The 2,148-nt window shown below is 70.9% G+C and carries 1 protein-coding gene; it reads right to left on the bottom strand.

Going from position 1 to position 2,148, the window contains the following annotated elements; genetic code table 11:
- On the bottom strand, window positions 1-2,148 hold a 2,148-nt coding region (locus A3M1_RS0123500), incomplete at both ends, for an autotransporter-associated beta strand repeat-containing protein (protein ID WP_018391442.1).

Raw genomic sequence — 2,148 nt, 5'->3', positions numbered from 1 at the left:
GCCGCTGAGGGTGACGGCGCGGGCGGAGCTGAAGGTCGCGGTCGTCGCGAGTATGCCGCCGGAGAGCGCGAGCCCACCCGAGGCATCGCCGAGCGCCTCGTTCGCGGCCACTTGCAGCGTGCCGGCGGAGACGGTGGTGCCGCTGTAGGTATTGGTGCCGGACAGGACGAGCGTGCCGGCGCCGGTCTTCACCAGCGCGCCGGTGCCGGAGATGATGCCGCTCAGGGTGAGCGTGGTGCTTTCCGCCGTGCTGACCGTGCCGGTGCCGGTGAGGGTGACATCGCGGGCGGAGGTCATATCCGTCGTGGTGGCCAGCGTGCCGCCGGCGAGGGTGAGGCCGCCCGCCGCATCGCCCAGCGCGCCGTCGGCGCCGATCTGCAAGGTACCGGCGGTGACAAAGGTGCTGCCGGTATAGGAATTGCCCGCAAAGCCGAGCGTCAGCGTGCCGGTGCCCGCCTGGGTGAGCGAGCCGGACCCTTCCATGAAACCCGAGAAGGTGGTGCTGTCAGAGCGGTTGAAGACCACGGCCCCGTTATTGACGACATCGCCCAGCAGCACGCCGGATGTGCCGCCATTGCCGATCTGCAGCGTGCCCGCCGAGATGGTGACGCCGTAATCATTCTCGGTATTGGTGCCGGCGAGGATGAGGGTGCCGGTGCCGGTCTTGTAGATGGTCCCCTGGCCGGTCATGGCGCCGGTCAGCGTCAGCGTGGTGCCGCTGGCGGTCTGGAAGGTGCCGCTGGAGGTGAAGGCGAGCGCCCGGGCCGAGGTGAAGGTGTCGGTGGTGGCTAGCGTGCCGCCATCAAGGGTGAGGCTCCCGAGCGTCCCGCCCGGTGTGCCGCCGAGCGGGCCGCCCAGATTGGCGTCGGCGGAGACCTGCAGGATGCCGGCTCTGAGCGTCGTGCCGCCGGAATAGGTGTTGGTGCCGGAGAGGATCAGCGTGCCGGCGGAGGCCTTGGCGAGCGATCCCGTGCCCGACACCGTGCCGCTGAGGGTGAGCTTTCCAGCCCCTGTCGTGAAGATCGTATTGCTGCCCGCCAGCGACACCGCGCGGGCGGAGGTGAACGTGTTGTTGGCGGTGTTGAGCGCCGCATCGGCCAAAGCGAGGCTGCCCGCGGCATTGCCCAGATTGGCGTCGGCCGCGACCTGCAGCGTGCCGGCGGAGACGGTGGTGCCGCCCTCATACGTGTTGGTGCCGGACAGGACGAGCGTTCCGGCGCCGGCCATGGTGAGCGCGCCCGTGCCGGACACGACGCCGGAGAGGGTCAGGGTGGAACCTGTCGCGGGGGCGAGGGTTCCGGTGCCGCTGAGGGTGACGGCGCGGGCGGAGCTGAAGGTCGCGGTCGTCGCGAGTATGCCGCCGGAGAGCGCGAGCCCACCCGCCGCATCGCCCAGCGCCTCGTTCGCCGCGATCTGCAGCGTGCCGGCGGAGACGGTGGTTCCGCCCTGATAGGTGTTGGTGCCGGACAGGACGAGGGTGCCAGCGCCTGATTTAGAGAGGGCGCCCCCGGATACGACGCCCGACAGCGTGAGCGTGGTGCTTTCCGCCGTGCTGACCGTGCCGGTGCCGGTGAGGGTGATCGCGCGGGCGGAGGTGAAGGTGTCGGTGACGGCGAGCGTGCCGCCGGCCAGCGTCAGCCCGCCATCTTCATCGCCGAGCGCCTCGTCCGCTGCGATCGAGAGCGTGCCGGCGGAGACGGTGGTGCCACCCTGATAGGTGTTGGTGCCGGACAGGACGAGCGTGCCGGCGCCGGATTTGGTCAGGGCGCCGGAGCCATCGAGCACGCCGCTCAGCGTGAGGGTGGTGCTTTCCGCCGTGCTGACCGTGCCGGTGCCGGTGAGGGTGATCGCGCGCGCCGAGGCGAAGGTGTCCGTGGTGGCCAGCGTGCCGCTGGCGAGGGTGAGGCCGCCCGAGGCATTGCCGAGATTGGCGTCCGCCGCTACCTGCAGCGTGCCGGCGGCGACGGTGGTGCCGCCCTGGTAGAGGTTGGTGCCGGACAGGACCAGCGTGCCGGCGCCGGTCTTGGTCAGACCGTCCGTGCCGGCGAGGGTGACGGCGAGCGTCGCCGTGCCGTCGTCCACCTTGATGAAGGGCGCGCTGTCGTCGGCCTGCGCCACCAGGGTCAGGGTCTGGGCACCCTGCAACTG

Origin of the sequence: Ancylobacter sp. FA202, assembly GCF_000380205.1 — a bacterium.
GTDB lineage: Bacteria > Pseudomonadota > Alphaproteobacteria > Rhizobiales > Xanthobacteraceae > Ancylobacter.
This window is presented reverse-complemented; position numbering and strand designations above follow the sequence as displayed.